The sequence below is a fragment of the Pseudomonas sp. RC2C2 genome (genome assembly GCF_018390435.1).
GTDB classification, from domain to species: Bacteria; Pseudomonadota; Gammaproteobacteria; order Pseudomonadales; family Pseudomonadaceae; genus Aquipseudomonas; species Aquipseudomonas donghuensis.
The window spans coordinates 3,367,540-3,387,506 of sequence record NZ_JAHBAX010000001.1 but is presented as its reverse complement, the minus strand read 5'-3'; the positions used below and the strand labels follow the sequence as shown (position 1 = coordinate 3,387,506).

At 63.5% G+C, this 19,967-nt stretch carries 14 protein-coding genes and 1 pseudogene; 14 read left to right on the top strand and 1 reads right to left on the bottom strand.

The genetic code is table 11. The features are described 5' to 3' along the window. Positions 1 to 12 precede the first annotated feature (12 nt). The 6 genes and pseudogenes from KHO53_RS15635 to KHO53_RS15615 all read left to right on the top strand — a co-directional run bounded on the left by KHO53_RS15635 (position 13) and on the right by KHO53_RS15615 (position 7,475). On the top strand, positions 13 to 2,607 hold the full coding sequence (locus KHO53_RS15635; RefSeq protein ID WP_249684318.1) for a TonB-dependent receptor: 2,595 nt from the start codon (positions 13 to 15) through the stop codon (positions 2,605 to 2,607). A gap of 132 nt (positions 2,608 to 2,739) precedes the next feature. Next, positions 2,740 to 3,354 (top strand): biliverdin-producing heme oxygenase, encoded by a 615-nt coding sequence (locus KHO53_RS15630; protein ID WP_010220183.1) that lies wholly within the window; start codon positions 2,740 to 2,742, stop codon positions 3,352 to 3,354. A 60-nt stretch (positions 3,355 to 3,414) separates the two neighbouring features. Continuing rightward, positions 3,415 to 3,840 (top strand): YbaN family protein, encoded by a 426-nt coding sequence (locus KHO53_RS15625; protein ID WP_213570483.1) that lies wholly within the window; start codon positions 3,415 to 3,417, stop codon positions 3,838 to 3,840. A gap of 31 nt (positions 3,841 to 3,871) precedes the next feature. Beyond that, positions 3,872 to 5,209, top strand: a pseudogene (locus tag KHO53_RS26035) (methyl-accepting chemotaxis protein); the annotation flags it as partial. A gap of 102 nt (positions 5,210 to 5,311) precedes the next feature. Further along, complete coding sequence (locus KHO53_RS26030; RefSeq protein WP_371128687.1) at positions 5,312 to 6,067, top strand: methyl-accepting chemotaxis protein; 756 nt, start codon at positions 5,312 to 5,314, stop codon at positions 6,065 to 6,067. A 49-nt stretch (positions 6,068 to 6,116) separates the two neighbouring features. Beyond that, on the top strand, positions 6,117 to 7,475 hold the full coding sequence (locus KHO53_RS15615) for a CoA transferase (protein WP_213570481.1): 1,359 nt from the start codon (positions 6,117 to 6,119) through the stop codon (positions 7,473 to 7,475). A 105-nt stretch (positions 7,476 to 7,580) separates the two neighbouring features. Here KHO53_RS15615 and arcD (KHO53_RS15610) read toward each other — a convergent pair whose 3' ends face one another. Beyond that, entirely contained in the window at positions 7,581 to 9,008 is a 1,428-nt protein-coding gene (gene arcD / locus KHO53_RS15610; RefSeq protein ID WP_036993970.1) for an arginine-ornithine antiporter, read from the bottom strand. A gap of 443 nt (positions 9,009 to 9,451) precedes the next feature. Here arcD (KHO53_RS15610) and arcD (KHO53_RS15605) point away from each other — a divergent pair, with 443 nt between their 5' ends. The 8 genes from arcD (KHO53_RS15605) to gcvP all read left to right on the top strand — a co-directional run bounded on the left by arcD (KHO53_RS15605) (position 9,452) and on the right by gcvP (position 19,920). Then, positions 9,452 to 10,879, top strand: a complete 1,428-nt coding sequence (arcD, locus tag KHO53_RS15605) for an arginine-ornithine antiporter (RefSeq protein ID WP_036993969.1) — start codon at positions 9,452 to 9,454, stop codon at positions 10,877 to 10,879. Positions 10,880 to 10,912: 33 nt separating this feature from the next. Next, entirely contained in the window at positions 10,913 to 12,169 is a 1,257-nt protein-coding gene (gene arcA, locus KHO53_RS15600; protein WP_213570480.1) for an arginine deiminase, read from the top strand. Between the two features lie 80 nt (positions 12,170 to 12,249). After that, positions 12,250 to 13,260, top strand: coding sequence for an ornithine carbamoyltransferase (locus KHO53_RS15595; RefSeq protein ID WP_010220190.1), 1,011 nt, complete (start codon positions 12,250 to 12,252; stop codon positions 13,258 to 13,260). Between the two features lie 131 nt (positions 13,261 to 13,391). Then, positions 13,392 to 14,321 carry a carbamate kinase gene (arcC, locus tag KHO53_RS15590; RefSeq protein ID WP_010220191.1) on the top strand — a complete coding sequence of 310 codons (930 nt, stop codon included), beginning with the start codon at positions 13,392 to 13,394 and terminating at the stop codon, positions 14,319 to 14,321. A 55-nt stretch (positions 14,322 to 14,376) separates the two neighbouring features. Next, positions 14,377 to 14,745 carry a DUF5064 family protein gene (locus KHO53_RS15585; RefSeq protein WP_010220192.1) on the top strand — a complete coding sequence of 123 codons (369 nt, stop codon included), beginning with the start codon at positions 14,377 to 14,379 and terminating at the stop codon, positions 14,743 to 14,745. 143 nt (positions 14,746 to 14,888) lie between these two features. Next, positions 14,889 to 16,397 carry a transcriptional regulator GcsR gene (gene gcsR, locus KHO53_RS15580; RefSeq protein WP_213570479.1) on the top strand — a complete coding sequence of 503 codons (1,509 nt, stop codon included), beginning with the start codon at positions 14,889 to 14,891 and terminating at the stop codon, positions 16,395 to 16,397. A gap of 274 nt (positions 16,398 to 16,671) precedes the next feature. After that, a complete protein-coding gene (gene gcvH, locus KHO53_RS15575) occupies positions 16,672 to 17,055 on the top strand; it encodes a glycine cleavage system protein GcvH (protein WP_010220195.1) in 384 nt (127 codons plus the stop codon). 9 nt (positions 17,056 to 17,064) lie between these two features. Continuing rightward, positions 17,065 to 19,920 (top strand): aminomethyl-transferring glycine dehydrogenase, encoded by a 2,856-nt coding sequence (gcvP, locus tag KHO53_RS15570; protein WP_213570478.1) that lies wholly within the window; start codon positions 17,065 to 17,067, stop codon positions 19,918 to 19,920. Positions 19,921 to 19,967: the final 47 nt, after the last annotated feature.

The window sequence follows — 19,967 nt, the reverse complement described above, 5'->3', positions numbered from 1 at the left end:
GGAGCGCTTTCGATGCCCACTGGTTTCACTCGTCGGTCTTCAGCCACTTCACCTACCCCCGGCCTGCAGCGTTGCACGTTCTCCCTGCTGACCCTGGCCCTGCTCGCCAGCGGCGCCTGCAGCCTGCCGGCGCTGGCCGCGGAACCGGCCCAGGCCAGTGCCCCGCGGATGGGCGACTACCGCTTCGCCATCAGCCAGCAACCACTGGTGTCGGCGCTCAATGCCTTTACTGTGGTGACCGGCTGGCAAGTGGGCTTCTCCGCTGAACTGGCCGAAGGCGTGGCCTCCCCGGGGGCGCAGGGTTCGCTGAAGCCGGAAGCCGCGTTACAGCAACTGCTGGCCGGCACCGGCTTGAGCTACCGCACCCTCGGCAGCGGCAACGTGGTGATTGAACGCAGCGCCAGCAAGGCCATCGCCCTGCAGCAGATCACCGTCAGTGCCACCCGCAGCGCCCAGGACATCAGCCAGGTGCCGAGCACCGTCAGCGTGCAGACCCGTGAGCAGCTCGACCGGCAGAACGTCAACAGCATCAAGGACCTGGTCCGTTACGAGCCGGGTGTGTCGGTCAGCGGCACCGGGCAGCGCAGCGGCCTGAACGGTTACAACATCCGTGGTATCGACGGTGAACGGGTACTGACCCAGATCGACGGCGTGTCGATCCCCGACAGCTTCTTCTTCGGCCCCTACGCCCAGACCCAGCGCAACTACGTCGACCCTGAGATCGTCAAGCGCGTGGAGATCCTCCGTGGCCCGGCCTCGGTGCTGTACGGCAGCAACGCCATCGGCGGCGCGGTCAGCTACTTCACCCTCGACCCCGACGACATCATCAAGCCTGGCCAGGACCTCGGCGCACGCCTGAAGACCGGCTACAGCTCGGCAGATGAGAGCTGGCTGAACTCGGCCACCGTCGCCGGCCGCCAGGGGGAATTCGACGGCCTGCTGCACCTGAGCCAGCGCAACGGCCATGAAATCGAGTCCTACAGCAGCCACGGCGGCACAGGCCTGGCGCGTACCGCCGCCAACCCCGAAGACGTACGCACCACCAACATCCTCGCCAAGGCCGGCTGGAACTACGCTGACGACGCGCGCCTGGCCTTCACCTACGAAAGCTACAAGGACGACCGCGACCTGAAGCAGAAGAGCGCCGTGGGCGGGCCGTTCATTCCAGGCTTTGGCGCCATGAACTCGTACCGCGACCGCACCGGTAACGACACCGTGACCCGCGAGCGTTTCGGTATCAACCACGAATTCGCCCTGGGCAGCGTACTGGCCGACAACATGAAGTGGAGCCTGAACTACCAGATCGGCAAGACCGACCAGCGCACCGAAGAGCTCTACTTCGCATCGGGCCGCCAGGTGTTCCGTGACCGCCAGACCACCTACAAGGATCGCCAGTGGCTGTTCGACGCGCAACTGGACAAAGCCTTCAGCGTCGGCGCCACCGAGCACCTGCTGACCTACGGCACCACCCTCAAGCACCAGAAGGTCACCGGCTCGCGCAGCGGCACCGGCACCTGCCTGAACGTTGGTGGCGACTGTCAATTCATCGGCCAGGCCAGTGCCAAAGACAGCCAGGCCCTGGTCAGCGATTTCCCCGATCCGACCGTCAACACCTACAGCCTGTTCGCCCAGGACGAGATCCGCTGGAACCAGTGGACCTTCCTGCCGGGTGTGCGCTACGACTACACCGAACTCAAACCGCACATGACCGACGAGTTCCTCCGCGGGGTTGGCGCCAGCGCCACCGACCCTGTCGATGACGACGCCAAGAAATGGCACCGGGTCTCGCCCAAGTTCGGCCTGACTTACGTCTTCAACGACAACTACACCTGGTACGGCCAGTACGCCGAAGGCTTCCGCACGCCAACCGCCAAGGCGCTGTACGGCCGCTTCGAGAACCCGGGGCTGGGCTACAGCGTGCGTGGCAACTCCAACCTCGAACCGGAAAAGAGCAAGAGCTACGAAACCGGTCTGCGCGGCAACTTCGAAGCGGGTAACTTCGATGTTGCGGTGTTCTACAACAAGTACCGCGACTTCATCAACGAAGACGCCGTGCAGGGCAGCAACCTGGGCCAGACCTTCGAAGCCAACAACATCAAGCACGCGACCATCAAGGGTGCCGAGTTCAAGGGCCGCCTGAACCTCGACGCCTTCGGTGCTCCGCACGGCGTGTACACCCAGGGCTCGCTGGCCTACGCCCACGGCCGCAACGACGACAGCGGCCAGCCACTCAACAGCGTCAACCCGCTGACCGCGGTGATGGGCCTGGGCTATGAGCAGGAACAATACGGCGCGCTGCTGAGCTGGACCCTGGTCAAGCGCAAGGACCGCGTCGACGACACCACCTTCTTTGCCCCCGACGGCACCAGCAAGCAGTTCCGCACCCCCGGCTACGGCGTGCTCGACCTGACCGGTTTCTACAAGGTCACTGACGACATCAGCGTCAACGCCGGTCTCTACAACCTGACCGACAAAAAGTACTGGCAGTGGGATGACGTGCGCGGCTACGACGGCCTCGGTGAAGCGGCAGTGACCGCCCCGGCCAACCTCGACCGCCTGACCATGCCGGGCCGCAACGTCGCCATCAACCTGGTCTGGGACATCTGACCGAGAACCTGTGGGAGCGGGCTCGACCCGCGATGGGCTGCAAATGCAGCCCCCGCAGGTGAGGTTTTTTTACTGTCACGCGTCTTCTCATTCGTCTAGTCATCAGGCACGCCCATTTCGCAAGGAATCACCATGACCGCCGCTACCACCGCCGAACGCGCCAGCCTGCGTTCGCAACGCTTGAACCAGCTGACCCACGCCCCGCACAGCGAACTGGACGCCCTGGTCAAATCCCACGCGCCGTTCGAAACCCGCGAGAGTTTCGCCCGCTTCGTGGTTGCCCAGTACCTGTTCCAGTCCGAGCTCAAAGCGCTGTACACCGATCCGGCACTGATCGCCATCGTCCCGGATCTGGCCGAACGCTGCCGCGCCGAACAGGCCGGCCTGGACCTGGCGGACCTGAACACCGAGATCCCGGCCGACTTCGCCGGCGCCCTGCAGAACCCAAGCCTGGGTGAAGCCATGGGCTGGATCTTCGTTTCCGAAGGTTCCAAGCTTGGCGCCGCGTTCCTGATCAAGCGTGCCGTAGGCCTGGGCCTGTCGGACAGCTTCGGTGCCCGTCACCTGGGCGAACCGGCCGGTGGCCGCGCCGAAGGCTGGAAACAGTTCACCCGCATCCTCGACGGCCTGCAACTGAGCGCCGAAGAAGAAGCCAAGGCCGAGCAAGGCGCCGTGGCCGCCTTCGAGCGCTTCACCGAACTGCTCAAACACGCCTATGCAACTGCGCCTAAAGCCGAACTGGCCTGATGCGTCGTACCCGGTTACCCTCGCGGTAACCGGGCCTTGCCCGTGCACACCGACAAGCCCATGACCCGCCCAGCCGCTTCAAAACTCTCACGCCTGCTGTTTGGCCTGCTGGCTTACGTCAGCCTCGGCATCGGCCTGGTGGCGATCATGATTCCCGGCCTGCCCACCACCGAATTCATCCTCCTTGCCGCTTGGGCCGCCACCCGCAGTTCGCCGCGCCTGAGCGCCTGGCTGGAAAACCATCGCTTGTTCGGGCCGATCCTGAGCAACTGGCGCAACGGCAAGGTGATCCAGCGCCGGGCCAAGGTCAGCGCCACGCTCAGCATGCTGCTGTGCGCCAGCCTCATGCTGGTGTTCCTCGACCATCGCTGGCCGGTATTTCTCGCCATTGCCGGCATGACCCTGGGCAACCTGTGGATCTGGTCGCGGCCAGAAGCCGCGCCCTTGAGCCTTGACGACCGTTCATCGGCACACACTCATGGCTAAGGCTATAAGGCCGATGAACTGTTATCGCTAAATGGATGTAGCGAATCGAGCCCGTACGGTGGCTCGGTCCCTGCCGGCCTGCCTTTTAGCGAGTACGTCCATGTTCGACACGCTCTCGATCCGCCTGAAAATCGTCCTGCTCTCCGGCCTCTGCCTGCTTGGCGTGGTCGCACTTGTCGTCGGTATCAACCTGTATCAATCGCACCAGAGCGATGAACTGGTCGCTGACGCCAGCACCACCATGCTCACCCGCAACGTCCAGGCCCTGCTGCAGGCCCGCGCGGGCGAGAAAGCCGAGATGCTGCGGCGCACCTTCAGCGACAGCCAGACCGTCATCACCGCCCTCGCCGACCAGGTCCAGGACGTGCAGCAACTGGCCCGTGACCGCGGCCTGAGCGGCGGCGACCTGCGCGAAGCGATCAACCAGAGCCTGGCCACCAGCTTCAAGCGCAACCCCGACGTGCTCGGCATCTGGCTGGCCTTCGAGGCCGATGGCCTGGAGGGCGGCGACAGTGCTTTTGCCAACGACGCCAAGCGCCTGAGCAACGAAAGCGGGCGCTTTGCCAGTTACTGGAGCCGCGCCCAGGGCCAGGCCCTGAACACGGTGATCAGCGATGTCGACCTGAACAAGACCGAGATCAACCTCAGCGGCACGCCCTACAACGTCTGGTACACCTGCTCGCGCAACAGCGCCCGGGCGTGCCTGCTCGAACCCTACTCCGACACCGTCGGCGGCAAGCAGATGCTGATGACCAGTATCACCATGCCGCTGCTGCACAACGGCAAGGTGATCGCCGTGGCCGGCGTGGACATCTCCCTCGATGCCCTGCAATCCGCTGCCGCCAAAGCCCAGCAGGAGCTGTTCAACGGCGCCGGGCGCTTGATGATCGTCGCCCCCAGCGGCCTGCTGGCCGCCAACAGCAACGATGCCGGCAAGGTCGGCAAACCCATCGACCAGGACGGCCAGCAAGCACTGCAAAAGCTCGCCGCCAACCAGCCGCTGATCCTTGAGCAAGGCCAGACCATCCGTGCCGTCAACCCGGTGCAACCGATTGCCGACAGCAAACCCTGGGGCATTCTGATCGACCTGCCCAAGCAGGTACTGCTGGCCGACGCCACCAGCCTTCAGGCTACCCTCGAGGACGCCCGCACCAGCGGCACCGTCAAGGTGCTGCTGTTCGCCACCCTCGCCGGCCTCGGCGGCCTGCTGCTGATGTGGCTGACCGCCACCGGCGTGACCCGCCCGCTGAACAGCGTGGCGAGCATGCTCGAAGACATCGCCAGCGGCGACGGCGACCTGACCCAGCGCCTGCGCTACGCGCGCAAGGACGAACTGGGCCGGCTGACCGGCGGCTTCAACCGCTTCCTCGACAAGCTGCAGCCGACCATCGCCCAGATCAAGCAGAGCATCACCCAGGCCCGAGCCACCGCCGACCAGTCCTCGGCGATTGCCCAGCGCACCAGCGAAGGCATGCAGGTGCAGTTTCGCGAGATCGACCAGGTGGCCACCGCCTCCAACGAGATGAGCGCCACCGCCCATGACGTCGCCAACAGCGCCGCCAGTGCCGCCGATGCCGCCCGAGGGGCCGACCGCTCGGCCAAGGACGGCATGGCAATCATCGAGCGCAGCACCCGCGACATTACCGTGCTTGCCGAACAGGTCAGCAAGGCCGTCGGCGAAGTGGAAACCCTGGCGCAGAACAGCGAGCAGATCGGCTCGGTGCTGGAAGTGATCCGCAGCATCGCCGAACAGACCAACCTGCTGGCCCTCAACGCCGCGATCGAAGCGGCCCGCGCCGGCGAAAGCGGCCGTGGCTTTGCCGTGGTGGCCGATGAAGTGCGCAATCTGGCACGGCGCACCCAGGACTCGGTGGAAGAGATCCGCCAGGTGATCGAGCGCATCCAGAGCAACACCCGCGAGGTGGTCGCGACCATGCATTCGAGCCACGGCAAGGCCCAGGAAAACGCCGGGCAGATCCACCAGGCGGTGCAAGCGCTGGACAAAATCAGCGAGGCGGTCACGGTGATCAGCGACATGAACCTGCAGATCGCCAGTGCCGCCGAGCAGCAAAGCGCCGTGGCCGAAGAGGTCAACCGCAACGTCTCGGCGATCCGTGGCGTGACCGAAACCCTGACCGGCCAGGCCGCCGAATCGGCGCAGGTGAGCAGCCAGCTCAACACCCTGTCGTCGCAGCAGATGGCCCTGATGGATCAGTTCAGGGTTTGACCTGGCGCCGCTGATGGTCTGCAATGGCCCTTCTGCTGGAGGGCCATTGATGACCGCGCTACTCGACACCCTTGTCGCCGAACTGCAGCTGCCAACGGCACTGCGCAATACCCTGCGCTTTCACGGCAACGGCGCCCTGCCTTCGACTTTCGCCGTCACCGCGCTTGCCAGCAGCAGCGTTGCCGCCTGTGGCCTGGCAATCGCCGAACTGCTGCGGCGCCAGCTTGAGCAACAGCCTGCCGTTGAAGTTGACCGCCGCCTGAGCTCGTTCTGGTTCGCCACCAGCCTGCGCCCGCAAGGCTGGAGCACACCGCCCTTGTGGGACCCGATTGCCGGTGACTACCGCGCCGAGGATGGCTGGATTCGCCTGCATACCAACGCAGCTCATCATCGCGCCGCCGCCGAGAAGGTAGTGGGCCGTGCGGCTGATCGCGCACAAATGGCTGACCTGGTTGCGCGCTGGCGCGCAAGCGAGCTGGAAAGCGCGATAGTCACCGCTGGCGGTTGCGCCGCGCAAATGCACAGCGGGTCCGAATGGTCGGCCCATCCTCAGGGCCTGGCAGTGAATGCCGAGCCGTTGATTCACCGCCAACTGGCTCCAGCCTTTACAAGCAGACGCTGGAGCGGTAACGCCGTCCGACCTCTGGCCGGGGTCAAGGTGCTGGACCTGACCCGCATCCTCGCCGGCCCCACAGCCAGCCGCCTGCTGGCTGGCTTCGGCGCTGAGGTACTGCGGATCGACCCGCCAGGCTGGGAGGAACCGGCGGTGGTTGCCGAGGTGACCCTGGGTAAACGTTGTGCGCACCTGGACTTGCACGATGGGGATGATCGACGGGTGTTTGAACGCCTGCTCAGTGAAGCCGATATTCTCCTGCATGGTTACCGCGCCGATGCCCTCGAACGACTGGGGTATGCCGGCGAACAGCGCCGCCAGCTCAACCCCGGGCTCATCGATGTGAGCCTCAACGCCTACGGCTGGAGCGGCCCCTGGCAGCAGCGGCGGGGCTTCGACAGCCTGGTGCAGATGAGTTGCGGCATCGCTTGCGAAGGCATGCGCTGGCAACAGGCCGACCAGCCCGTGCCGCTGCCGGTGCAGGCGCTGGACCATGGCACCGGCTACCTGATGGCGGCTGCGGCGATCAAGGCGTACAGCGATCGCCTGGGCAGCGGTTGCGGGGCAACCTTGCGCCTGTCGCTGGCGCGCACGGCGAAGTTGTTGATCGATCAGGGCACCGTGGTAGCGGATGTGCCGTTGCAGGTAGAGACGGCGGCGGATCTGAACCCGCTACTGGAGCAGACGCCCTGGGGGACGGCGCGACGGCTAAAAGCGCCGCTGCGGGTTGCAGGGGCGCCGCTGGTTTGGGAACGGGGGGCTTGTGAGCTGGGTTCTGCTGCTGCCTGTTGGTGAATGCGAGGGCCTCTCGCGGGCAAAGCCAGCCCCCACAGAGTGTGCTGCACACCGGTCTACTGTGGGAGCCGGCCTTGCCGGCGATGGGCTGCGCCGCAGCCCTGATTAAAGGCTCAACACCCCACTGTACAAGCCATAAGCCGCCAACCCCGCGCCCACCAGCACCGCGGCAAAGATCAGCTTCTCCCAGGTGGTAAACAGCGCCTGCCCCTGCTCATGCTTGGCCCTGGCGAACAGGATCACCCCCGGCGCGTACAGCAGCGCCGACAACAACAGGTACTTGAGCCCGCCGGCGTACAACAGCCAAATCGCATACACCAGGGCGATACCGGCAATCACCAAGTCCTTGCGTCGCGCCCCCGGGTGCCCTTCGTACGATTCCCCGCGCACCGCCAGCAATACCGCATAAGCCGCCGACCACAGATAGGGCACCAGGATCATCGACGACGCCAGGTAGATCAGGCTGGTGTAGGTCCCGGCAGAGAACAGCGTGATCAGCAGGAACAGCTGAATCATCACGTTGGTCAGCCACAGCGCATTGGAGGGAACGTGGTTGGCGTTTTCCCTGGCCAGAAAGCGCGGCATGGTCTGGTCGCGAGCGGTGGCAAAGAGAATCTCGGCACACAGCAAGGCCCACGACAGCAAGGCGCCGAGCAGCGACACCGCCAGGCCGATACTGATCAGCAAGGCCCCCCAGGGCCCGACAATATGTTCAAGCACCGAGGCCAGCGACGGGTTCTGCAAGGCCGCCAGTTCCGGCTGGGTCATCACCCCGAGCGACAGCACGTTGACCAGCACCAGCAGGGCCAGCACGCCAAGAAATCCGACCACCGTGGCCTTGCCGACGTCCGAGCGCTTTGCCGCGCGCCCCGAATAGACGCTGGCACCCTCGATACCGATGAACACGAACACCGTCACCAGCATCATGTTGCGTACCTGGTCCAGCACCCCGCCGAACTTCGGGTTGCTCATGCCCCAGATATCACGAGTGAAGATGTCGGCGCGAAACGCCACGGCGGCAATGACGATGAACATCACCAGCGGCACGATCTTGGCCACGGTGGTGACCTGGTTGATGAACGCCGCCTCCTTGATTCCGCGCAGCACCAGAAAGTGCACCGCCCACAGCAGCAACGAGGCACAGGCAATGGCAATCGGCGTATTGCCCTCACCGAACACCGGAAAGTAGAAACCCAGGGTGCTGAACAGCAGCACGAAGTAGCCGACGTTGCCCAGCCAGGCGCTGATCCAGTAGCCCCAGGCCGAAGAAAAGCCCATGTAATCGCCAAAGCCGGCCTTGGCGTAGGCATACACCCCGGAGTCGAGCTCAGGTTTGCGGTTGGCCAGGGTCTGGAACACGAAGGCCAGCGCCAACATGCCCACCGCCGTAATCCCCCAGCCGATCAGTACCGCGCCGACGTCAGCACGTGCGGCCATGTTTTGCGGCAGCGAAAAAATCCCACCGCCGATCATCGAGCCGACCACCAAGGCGATCAACGCACCCAGGCGCAATTTCTGTCCAGGTTCGGACATGCAGATCCCCTTCTGTCTCGTGTTTGTAACGCCAGAGGTACACCCTGAGTTAAATACAAGCTCAGTCTTAGCGTCTATATATATTAAACCACTAAGCGCCCCCTGCTCATAACTAGTGCGTCTATGCCTGACGAACTAAACGGTGAGTTTTGGGCACAATTTCCGCCTCTTCAAGCTAATAAGAAATTTTCTCAGGGAAAATTTGCGATTCCCCCAAAACGGACTAGCTTCAATTCTCGCAGCCCCCGCAAGAGCGATTGCTCTAAAACGCCATAGAGGTGCCGGTGGACAAGGCTTGCAGCACTGTGGTCGGCGTACTCCGGGAAGCTGTTTCAGTCATTGATTTGCAATGGAATGTCCTCATGAACTGACCTGAATCAGCTAATGAATTCGCCGCTGGATTTATTCTAGCGCCATCTCTTCTCCTGGTACGGAGTTATTCAATGTCAGACGCTCCCGGAAAACTACGACTTGGTGCGCTGGTTGCACTTGTTGTCGGCTCGATGATCGGCGGCGGGATCTTTTCGCTGCCGCAAAACATGGCCGCAAGTGCCGATGTAGGCGCTGTTCTGATCGGCTGGGGCATCACTGCCATCGGCATGCTGACCCTGGCTTTCGTATTCCAGACATTGGCCAATCGCAAGCCTGACCTGGACGGCGGGGTGTACGCCTACGCCAAGGCCGGTTTCGGCGATTACATGGGCTTTTCTTCGGCCTGGGGCTACTGGATCAGTGCCTGGCTCGGCAACGTCGGCTACTTCGTGTTGCTGTTCAGCACGCTTGGCTACTTCTTCCCGATCTTTGGCGAGGGCAACACCCCGGCGGCGGTCATTGGCGCCTCGGTACTGCTCTGGGCCGTGCATTTCCTGGTGCTGCGCGGCATCAAGGAAGCGGCCTTCATCAACCTGGTCACCACCGTGGCCAAGGTCGTGCCGCTGGCGCTGTTCGTGCTGATCGCGCTGTTCGCCTTCAAGCTGGACATCTTCACCGCTGACATCTGGGGTTCGATGAACCCGGACCTGGGCAGCGTGATGAACCAGGTGCGCAACATGATGCTGGTCACCGTCTGGGTGTTCATCGGCATCGAAGGCGCGAGCATCTTCTCGGCCCGGGCGGAAAAACGCTCGGACGTGGGCAAGGCCACGGTCATCGGCTTCATCACCGTGCTGCTGTTCCTGGTGCTGGTCAACGTGCTGTCGCTGGGCATCATGACTCAACCGGAACTGGCCAAGCTGCAGAACCCGTCGATGGCTGCCGTGCTTGAGCACGTGGTCGGTCACTGGGGCGCGGTCCTGATCAGCGTCGGCCTGATCATCTCGCTGCTCGGCGCGCTGCTGTCCTGGGTGCTGCTGTGCGCCGAGATCATGTTCGCCGCCGCCAAAGACCACACCATGCCGGAGTTCCTGCGCCGCGAGAACGCCAACCACGTACCGGCCAATGCCTTGTGGCTGACCAACGCCATGGTGCAGATCTTCCTGGTCATCACCCTGTTCTCGGCCAGTACCTACCTGTCACTGATCTACCTCGCCACCTCGATGATCCTGGTGCCTTACCTGTGGTCGGCAGCCTATGCCTTCCTGCTCGCCCTGCGCAGTGAAACCTACGAACAGGCCCTGGCCGAACGCAAGAAAGACCTGATCATCGGCGCCATCGCCCTGCTCTACGCGGTCTGGCTGCTGTATGCCGGCGGCGTCAAATACCTGCTGCTCTCGGCCCTGCTCTATGCCCCTGGCGTGATCCTGTTCGCCAAGGCCAAGCGCGAGGTCGGCCAACCGATTTTTACCAACGTGGAGAAGCTGATCTTCGCCGCCGTGGTCCTTGGCGCCCTGGTGGCGGCCTACGGCCTGTACGACGGCTTCCTGACTCTGTAACCACCCGTTTTCGCAACTTGGAGGAAATGAACCATGTCCACGGATAAAGTTAAGTACGGCGTACATTCCGAAGCCGGCAAACTGCGCAAAGTGATGGTCTGCTCCCCTGGCCTGGCGCACCAGCGCCTGACCCCGAGCAACTGCGACGAACTGCTGTTCGATGACGTCATCTGGGTCAACCAGGCCAAGCGCGACCACTTCGACTTCGTCACCAAAATGCGCGAGCGCGGCATCGAAGTGCTGGAAATGCACAACCTGCTGACCGAGACCGTACAGAACCCCGAAGCACTGAAATGGATCCTCGACCGCAAGATCACCCCGGACACCGTCGGAGTCGGCCTGACCAACGAAGTGCGCAGCTGGCTCGAAGGCCTGGAGCCACGCAAGCTCGCTGAGTTCCTGATCGGCGGCGTGGCCGGTGAAGACCTGCCCGACAGCGAAGGCGCCAGCGTCATCAAGATGTACCGCGACTACCTGGGCCACTCCAGCTTCCTGCTCGACCCACTGCCCAACACCCAGTTCACCCGCGACACCACCTGCTGGATCTACGGCGGCGTGACCCTCAACCCGATGTACTGGCCGGCGCGACGTCAGGAAACCCTGCTGACCACCGCCATCTACAAGTTCCACCCCGAGTTCAGCGGTGCCGACTTTGAAGTCTGGTACGGCGACCCGGACCATGACCACGGCAAAGCCACCCTCGAAGGCGGCGACGTCATGCCGATCGGCAATGGCGTGGTCCTGATCGGCATGGGCGAGCGCACCTCGCGCCAGGCCATCGGTCAACTGGCGCAATCGCTGTTTGCCAAAGGCGCGGTCGAGAAGGTCGTGGTGGCCGGCTTGCCGAAATCCCGCGCAGCGATGCACCTGGACACCGTGTTCAGCTTCTGCGACCGCGACCTGGTCACGATCTTCCCGGAAGTGGTCAAGGAAATCGTCCCGTTCGTCATCCGTCCGGACAGCAGCAAGCCGTACGGCATGGACGTGCGCCGCGAGAACAAGTCGTTCCTCGACGTGGTCGCCGAGTCCCTCAACCTCAAGCAGCTGCGCGTAGTGGAAACCGGCGGCAACAGCTTCGCCGCCGAACGCGAGCAATGGGATGACGGCAACAACGTGGTGGCGGTCGAGCCTGGCGTGGTCATCGGCTACGACCGCAACACCTACACCAACACCCTGCTGCGCAAGGCCGGTGTCGAAGTCATCACCATCAGCGCCGGCGAACTGGGCCGCGGTCGCGGCGGCGGTCACTGCATGACCTGCCCGATCCTGCGTGACCCTATCGACTACTAAAACGACCATCCAACCGTCTGCACCCACGGGTGCAGACGGGCCGATCACCGCTTTCCGTTCACACGAACAGGAGAATCATCATGGCGTTCAACATCCACAACCGTAACCTGCTGAGCCTGGAACACCACACCCCTCGCGAGTTGCGCTACCTGCTGGACCTGTCCCGCGACCTGAAACGTGCCAAGTACACCGGCACCGAGCAGCAGCACCTCAAAGGCAACAACATTGCGCTGATCTTCGAGAAAACCTCGACCCGCACCCGTTGCGCCTTTGAAGTGGCTGCCTACGACCAGGGCGCCAACGTCACCTACATCGACCCTAACTCCTCGCAGATCGGCCACAAGGAAAGCATGAAGGACACCGCCCGGGTGCTTGGGCGCATGTATGACGCCATCGAATACCGTGGCTTCAAGCAGGAAATCGTCGAAGAGCTGGCCAAGTTCGCCGGCGTCCCGGTGTTCAACGGCCTGACCGACGAATACCACCCGACCCAGATGATCGCCGACGTGCTGACCATGCGTGAACACGCCGACAAGCCGATCCACGACATCAGCTACGCCTACCTGGGCGATGCCCGCAACAACATGGGCAACTCGCTGCTGCTGGTCGGCGCCAAACTTGGCATGGACGTGCGCATCTGCGCGCCCAAAGCCCTGTGGCCGCACGACGACCTGGTCGCCCGTTGCAAGAAATACGCGGAAGAAAGCGGCGCACGCATCACCCTCACCGAAGACCCGAAAGCGGCGGTCAAGGGCGTCGATTTCATCCACACCGACGTCTGGGTATCGATGGGCGAGCCGGTTGAAGCCTGGGGCGAACGCATCCAGCAACTGCTGCCGTACCAGGTCAACGCCGAGCTGATGAAAGCCACCGGCAACCCGCGGACCAAGTTCATGCACTGCCTGCCAGCGTTCCACAACTCCGACACCAAGGTCGGCAAACAGATCGCCGAGCAGTACCCGAACCTGGCCAACGGTATCGAAGTGACCGACGACGTGTTCGAGTCGCCTGCCTGCATCGCCTTCGAGCAAGCGGAAAACCGCATGCACACCATCAAGGCGATCCTGGTCTCGACCCTGGCTGACCTGTAATCCAGCTGCCAATCTCTGTGGGAGCGGGCTTGCCCCGCGATAGCGTCACCGCGGTGCAGCAGATGCACCGCCATCGCGGGGCAAGCCCGCTCCTACAGGGTGGCATCTCCCTTTCCTAGAAGGACATCATCATGCGTATCGTTGTTGCATTGGGCGGCAACGCCCTGCTGCGCCGTGGCGAACCCATGACTGCAGACAATCAGCGCGCCAATATCCGCATCGCCGCCGAGCAGATCGCCAAGATCCATCCGGGCAACGAGCTGGTCATCGCCCACGGCAACGGCCCGCAAGTCGGTCTGCTGTCGTTGCAGGCGCAATCCTACAAGCCGGACGAAGCCTACCCATTGGACGTGCTCGGCGCTGAAACCGAAGGCATGATCGGTTACATCATCGAACAGGAGTTGGGTAACCTGCTGGACTTCGAAGTGCCGTTCGCCACCCTCCTGACCCAGGTGGAAGTGGACGCCAACGACCCGGCCTTCAAGGACCCGACCAAGTTCATCGGCCCGGTCTACAGCAAGGAAGACGCCGAGCGTCTGGCCAAGGAGAAAGGCTGGGTGGTCAAGGCCGACGGCGATAAATACCGCCGAGTGGTGGCCAGCCCCAAACCCAAGCGCATCTTCGAGATTCGCCCGATCAAATGGCTGCTGGAAAAGAGCAGCATCGTCATCTGCGCGGGCGGCGGCGGCATTCCGACCATGTATGACGCCGAGCGCAAGCTCAAGGGCATCGAAGCGGTAATCGACAAGGACCTGTGCTCGGCGCTGCTGGCCGAACAGCTCGAAGCCGACCTGCTGGTAATCGCCACCGACGTCAATGCCGCATTCATCGACTACGGCAAGCCGAGCCAGAAGGCCATTGCCCAGGCGCATCCGGACGAGCTCGAACGCCTCGGTTTCGCCGCCGGCTCCATGGGCCCGAAAGTCCAGGCCGCTTGCGACTTCGCCCGCCATACCGGCAAAGTGGCGGTCATCGGTTCGCTGGCTGACATCGAGGATATCGTCAAGGGGACCGCCGGTACCCGGGTGAGCACCTCGAAGCCTGGAATCAGCTACCGTTGAATGCAGTGGGCGGGCTTGAGGGCCCGCCATTTTCAACCTTCCGGAGGATTGCACCATGGCCCAGTTTCAACCTGGTCACGTCCATATCGAGCGCACCGCACTGAACCAGAATGATCACAGCTACGACCTGAACATCAATTACGAAGTGGCGCAGGACCCCAGGGAAGGTCGAGGCATTCAGTTCCACATGCATGGCAACATCGAAGGCAAGCCGGTGGACGAAAAATTCTTCCTGGCCAAAGATCAGGTCCTCCCCAGTTTTCTCAGCCTTACCACACGCAAGGCCCAGAGCTACCTGCCAGCGCCGAAGAAGTTCGAGAGCCTCGGGTCGCCACACAAGATCTATGACCTGATGTTCGAAGATATTCGGACTCAGCTGAATATGAAGTCTGGCGACTCGGTCAAGCCAGAACATCTGGAATAACCTTCGGGCCTCATCGCTGGCAAGCCAGCTCCCACAGGGAAATGCATGCGCCGATCCTGTGGGAGCTGGCTTGCCGGCGATTCGACCGCAAAGCGGTCGCAAGGCATACTTGGTGCCTTCGGCAGCCTTGAACCCCTCCCCCCATGCGCATCCACGTCAGTTTCATCGACCGCGTCGGCATCACCCAGGAAGTGCTGGCCCTGCTCGGCGCCCGCAACCTCAACCTGGACGCTGTGGAGATGGTGCCGCCGAACGTCTACATCGACGCCCCGACCCTCAGCCCCCACGTGCTCGAAGAGCTGCACGACGCGCTGTTCAACGTGCAGGGCGTGCAAACCGTACAAGTGGTCGACATCCTCCCCGGCCAGCGTCGCCACCTGCAGCTCGATGCCTTGCTGGCGGCCATGAGCGACCCGGTGCTGGCCCTCGACAGCGCCGGCCACGTGTTGCTGGCCAACCCGGCGTTGGTGGCACTGTGCGGGCAGGAACCGTCCGACCGTTCGGTGGCCGACCTGTTTGGCGACCCCGGTTTGCTCGACGCCTTGATCGAACAGGGCTTTCATCTGCCCTTGCGCGAAGTGACCCTCAACGGCCAGACCCTGCTGCTCGATGCCACGCCGATCACCAACGCCGGCGCCCTGCTGACCCTGTACCAGCCCAACCGCATCGGTGAACGGTTGTCGGCGCTGCACCATGATCACGCCGAAGGTTTCGATGCGCTGCTGGGTGATTCGCCGCCGATCCGCACCCTCAAGGCCCGCGCCCTGCGCGTCGCAGCCCTGGATGCGCCGCTGCTGATTCACGGCGAAACCGGAACCGGCAAAGAGCTGGTGGCGCGCGCCTGCCACGCCATCAGCAGCCGTCACAACGCGCCCTTCCTGGCGCTCAACTGCGCGGCGCTGCCGGAGAACCTGGCCGAAAGCGAGCTGTTCGGCTACGCCCCCGGCGCCTTTACCGGCGCACAACGGGGCGGCAAGCCGGGGCTGATGGAGCTGGCCAACCAGGGCACGGTGTTTCTCGACGAGATCGGCGAAATGTCGCCGTACCTGCAAGCCAAGCTGCTGCGTTTTCTCAACGATGGCAGCTTTCGCCGGGTCGGCGGCGACCGTGAAGTGAAGGTCAACGTACGGATCCTCAGCGCCACCCACCGCGACCTGGAAAAGATGGTCGCCGAAGGCACCTTTCGCGAAGACCTGTTCTACCGCCTGAACGTACTCAACCTGCAGGTGCCGCCACTGCGCGAGCGCGGCCAGGACATCCTCCTGCTGGCGCGCTACTTCATGCAACAGGCCTGCACCCAGATCCAGCGCCCGCTGTGCCGCCTGGCCCCGGCCACTTACCCTGCGCTGCTGGGTAACCGCTGGCCGGGCAACGTGCGCCAGTTGCAGAACGTGATCTTCCGTGCCGCGGCCATCAGTGAAAGCAGCCTGGTGGACATCGGCGACCTGGACATCGCCGGCACCTCGGTGGCCCGCGGGCATGACGCTGAAGTCGATAGCCTGGAACAGGCAGTGGAAGACTTCGAACGCAACCTGCTGACCAAGCTCTATATCAGTTACCCCTCAACCCGCCAGTTGGCCAGCCGCCTGCAAACCTCGCACACCGCCATTGCCCATCGCCTGCGCAAATACGGCATTCCGGCAAAGCCCTGACCACCCGTATCGAAATCACTACACCGTAACGATATCAATACATCACAGTTTCAGGGCCGCAGTGCAAGGTTCTGATCCACTTGCGCTTTTTTTCCCGCCTTCTGGTGTAGCGATTTCGCTACAGCCAACCGAAACGCTCGCCCTTACAAATACATAACTTATTGTTTTATAACGATATTTAATAGATGGCCGCAATATTGCTATGGCATTACTCATCCCTGGGCTCATTTGAGCCACGCCCACAGCCGTCCCCTGCGGCCCTTGAGGAGTTTCTATGAGCGAGTTGCGTTTTACCGAAGATCACGAATGGCTGCGTAGCGAAGCTGACGGCAGCGTCACCGTCGGGATTACCGCCTTCGCCCAGAACGCCCTGGGCGATGTGGTCTACGTGCAACTGCCGGAGCTGCAACGCTACGAGCAAGGTGCCGAAGCCTCGACCGTCGAATCGGTCAAGGCCGCCAGCGGCGTGTACATGCCCCTGACCGGCGAAGTGGTAGCGGTCAATGACCAGCTCGAAGGCAACCCCGAGCTGGTCAACGAAGACCCGCTGGGTGAAGGCTGGTTCTTCCGTTTCATCCCGGCCGACGCCGGTGCCGTCGCGCAACTGCTCGACCAGGACGCCTACGACCGCCTGATCAAAGCCAACGCTGACGCCTGAGGAACCGCCATGACCATCAACCTCGGCACTGCCAACGAATTCATCGCCCGCCACATCGGCCCACGCCAGCGCGATGAGCAGCACATGCTCGCCACCCTCGGTTTCGACTCGCTGGAGGCCATGAGCGCTGCGGTCATTCCTGACAGCATCAAGGGCACCAGCGTCCTTGAGCTGGGCGCAGGGCAAAGCGAAGCCGACGCCCTGGCCTCGCTCAAGGCCATCGCCGGCAACAACCAGTTGTTCAAGAGCTTCATCGGCCAGGGTTACTACAACTGCCACACCCCGGCACCGATCCTGCGCAACCTGCTGGAAAACCCGGCCTGGTACACCGCCTACACCCCGTACCAGCCAGAGATTTCCCAGGGCCGCCTGGAAGCGCTGCTGAATTTCCAGACCCTGATCAGCGACCTCACCGGGCTGCCGATCGCCAACGCATCCTTGCTCGACGAAGCCACCGCCGCCGCCGAAGCCATGACCTTCTGCAAGCGCCTGAGCAAGAACAAGGGCAGCCACGCCTTCTTCGCTTCCGTGCATTGCCACCCGCAGACCCTCGACGTACTGCGCACCCGTGCCGAACCACTGGGTATCGAGGTAGTGGTGGGTGATGAGCGTGAATTGAGCGATGTCAGCGCCTTCTTTGGTGCCCTGCTGCAATACCCGGCCAGCAACGGTGAAGTGTTCGATTACCGGGAGCTGGTCGAGCGCTTGCACGCAGCCAATGCCCTGGTCGCCGTGGCTGCCGACCTGCTGGCCCTGACTCTGCTGACCCCACCGGGCGAATTCGGCGCCGACGTGGCCATCGGCAGCGCCCAGCGCTTTGGTGTACCGCTGGGCTTCGGTGGCCCGCATGCGGCGTACTTCTCGACCCGCGACGCGTTCAAGCGCGACATGCCGGGCCGTCTGGTCGGCGTGTCGATCGACCGCTTCGGCAAGACCGCCCTGCGCCTGGCCATGCAGACCCGTGAGCAGCATATCCGCCGCGAGAAGGCCACCAGCAACATCTGCACCGCCCAGGTGCTGCTGGCCAACATCGCCAGCATGTACGCCGTGTACCACGGCCCGCAGGGCCTGAAGCAGATCGCCGAACGCACCCACGCACTGACCGCGATCCTCAAGGCCGGCCTGCAGCAGTTGGGCGTGAAGGTCGAAGTCGAGCACTTCTTCGACACCCTGACCCTGGCCACCGGCAGCGCCACCGCCGCCCTCCATGACCAGGCTCGTGCCCAGCGCCTGAACCTGCGCCAGATCGACGCCCAGCGCCTGGGCCTGTCGCTGGATGAAACCAGCACCCAGGCCGACGTCGAAGCGCTGTGGCAGCTGTTCGCCGATGCTAAGGCCACGCCAGACTTCGCCGCCCTCGCGGCCCGCGCTCAGGTGCAATTGCCTGCAGCCCTGCTGCGCCAGTCGGCGATTCTCGAGCACCCGGTGTTCAACCGCTACCACAGCGAAACCGAGCTGATGCGCTACCTGCGCCGCCTGGCCGACAAGGACCTGGCCCTGGACCGCACCATGATTCCGCTGGGCTCGTGCACAATGAAGCTCAACGCTGCCAGCGAAATGATTCCGGTGACCTGGGCCGAGTTCGGCAACCTGCACCCGTTCGCACCGGCCGAGCAGAGCCAGGGCTACCAGCAACTGACCAGCGAACTGGAAGCCATGCTCTGCGCCGCCACCGGCTATGACGCCGTGTCGCTGCAGCCCAACGCCGGTTCCCAGGGCGAGTACGCAGGCCTGCTGGCGATCCGCGCCTACCACCAGAGCCGTGGCGAAGCGCGCCGCGACATCTGCCTGATCCCCTCCTCGGCCCACGGCACCAACCCGGCTACCGCGCACATGGCCGGTATGCGCGTGGTGGTCACTGCCTGTGACGCCCGTGGCAACGTCGACATCGACGACCTGCGCGCCAAGGCCATCGAGCACCGCGAACACCTCGCTGCGCTGATGATCACCTACCCCTCGACCCACGGCGTGTTCGAAGAAGCCATCGGCGAGATCTGCGCGATCATCCACGACAGCGGCGGCCAGGTGTACATCGACGGCGCCAACATGAACGCCATGGTCGGCCTCTGCGCACCGGGCAAGTTCGGTGGCGACGTTTCGCACCTGAACCTGCACAAGACCTTCTGCATCCCTCACGGCGGTGGCGGCCCGGGCGTCGGCCCGATCGGCGTCAAATCGCACCTGGCGCCGTTCCTGCCCGGCCATGCGCACATGGACAACAAGCAGGGCGCGGTCTGCGCCGCACCGTTCGGCAGCGCCAGTATCCTGCCGATCACCTGGATGTACATTCGTATGATGGGAGGTGCCGGGCTCAAGCGCGCTTCGCAGATGGCCATCCTCAACGCCAACTACATCGCCCGCCGCCTGGAAGAGCACTATCCTGTGTTGTACACCGGCAGCAACGGCCTGGTGGCGCACGAGTGCATCCTCGATTTGCGCCCCCTCAAGGACAGCAGCGGGATCAGCGTCGATGACGTCGCCAAGCGCCTGATCGACTTCGGCTTCCATGCCCCGACCATGTCCTTCCCGGTGGCCGGCACGCTGATGATCGAACCGACCGAAAGCGAGTCTAAAGAAGAACTGGACCGCTTCTGCGAGGCGATGATCCGCATCCGCGAAGAGATTCGCGCGGTGGAAAGCGGTAGCCTGGACAAGGACGACAACCCGCTGAAGAACGCCCCGCACACCGCCGCGGAAATCGCCGGTGAATGGAGCCACCCGTACAGCCGCGAGCAGGCGGTGTATCCGCTGGCGTCGCTGGTGGAAGGCAAGTACTGGCCACCGGTTGGCCGGGTCGACAACGTCTTCGGCGACCGCAACCTGGTCTGCGCCTGCCCGTCGATCGAGAGCTATCAGGACGTCTGAGTCCGGCCTGATGGCCTAATCGCTGGCAAAGCCAGCTCCCACAGGTT

Coding starts and splice junctions, on each gene's coding strand:
- KHO53_RS15635 (WP_249684318.1), top strand. CDS start 13: ATGCCCACTGGTTTCACTCGTCGGTCTTCAGCCACTTCACCTACCCCC.
- KHO53_RS15585 (WP_010220192.1), top strand. CDS start 14,377: ATGGCCCAGTTTCAACCTGGTCACGTCCATATCGAGCGCACCGCACTG.
- KHO53_RS15630 (WP_010220183.1), top strand. CDS start 2,740: ATGACCGCCGCTACCACCGCCGAACGCGCCAGCCTGCGTTCGCAACGC.
- arcD (WP_036993969.1), top strand. CDS start 9,452: ATGTCAGACGCTCCCGGAAAACTACGACTTGGTGCGCTGGTTGCACTT.
- arcC (WP_010220191.1), top strand. CDS start 13,392: ATGCGTATCGTTGTTGCATTGGGCGGCAACGCCCTGCTGCGCCGTGGC.
- arcA (WP_213570480.1), top strand. CDS start 10,913: ATGTCCACGGATAAAGTTAAGTACGGCGTACATTCCGAAGCCGGCAAA.
- KHO53_RS15625 (WP_213570483.1), top strand. CDS start 3,415: ATGACCCGCCCAGCCGCTTCAAAACTCTCACGCCTGCTGTTTGGCCTG.
- KHO53_RS15615 (WP_213570481.1), top strand. CDS start 6,117: ATGACCGCGCTACTCGACACCCTTGTCGCCGAACTGCAGCTGCCAACG.
- KHO53_RS26030 (WP_371128687.1), top strand. CDS start 5,312: ATGCAGGTGCAGTTTCGCGAGATCGACCAGGTGGCCACCGCCTCCAAC.
- KHO53_RS15595 (WP_010220190.1), top strand. CDS start 12,250: ATGGCGTTCAACATCCACAACCGTAACCTGCTGAGCCTGGAACACCAC.
- arcD (WP_036993970.1), bottom strand. CDS start 9,008: ATGTCCGAACCTGGACAGAAATTGCGCCTGGGTGCGTTGATCGCCTTG.
- gcsR (WP_213570479.1), top strand. CDS start 14,889: ATGCGCATCCACGTCAGTTTCATCGACCGCGTCGGCATCACCCAGGAA.
- gcvH (WP_010220195.1), top strand. CDS start 16,672: ATGAGCGAGTTGCGTTTTACCGAAGATCACGAATGGCTGCGTAGCGAA.
- gcvP (WP_213570478.1), top strand. CDS start 17,065: ATGACCATCAACCTCGGCACTGCCAACGAATTCATCGCCCGCCACATC.